Below are 430 nucleotides of genomic sequence, written 5' to 3' on the forward strand. Positions count from 1 at the left end.
TGTCCATAAGCGTGGAATTTTGCAGTTTCTGCACCTGTTTTCCGACATTATGGATATACGGCACAGCAGCCATGGAGGTGCTATCCTATAGACAGAAGGAAAACATATCACTCCCCAGCAGCGAACATATTAAGGGCTTCCCGTAAAAGCCCTCCCGAATCATATAACCGAACCTTGACAACAGAATGACCGTCCGAACTGCCCAGACCGCCAAGACCTCCCATCGGGGGAGCGAGCGCCCTGCATAGGGCCGACACAGAGTCCAAAAAGATTTCCTGTCGGGAGGCAGCAAGGGAGACCGGCTTCACCGAAGTTCCCATTTGGGGGACCCCGGTGACTTTGAACGTGGCAGGGATCAAAACGATCCGTGCCAAAACCTTTGACCAAAGGAGAAATTTTGAGTTTATATCAAAAGATCAAGTCCGCCATC

The sequence above is a fragment of the Faecalibacterium sp. AF28-13AC genome, assembly GCF_003478405.1.
Classification (GTDB): Bacteria; Bacillota; Clostridia; order Oscillospirales; family Ruminococcaceae; genus Faecalibacterium; species Faecalibacterium prausnitzii_E.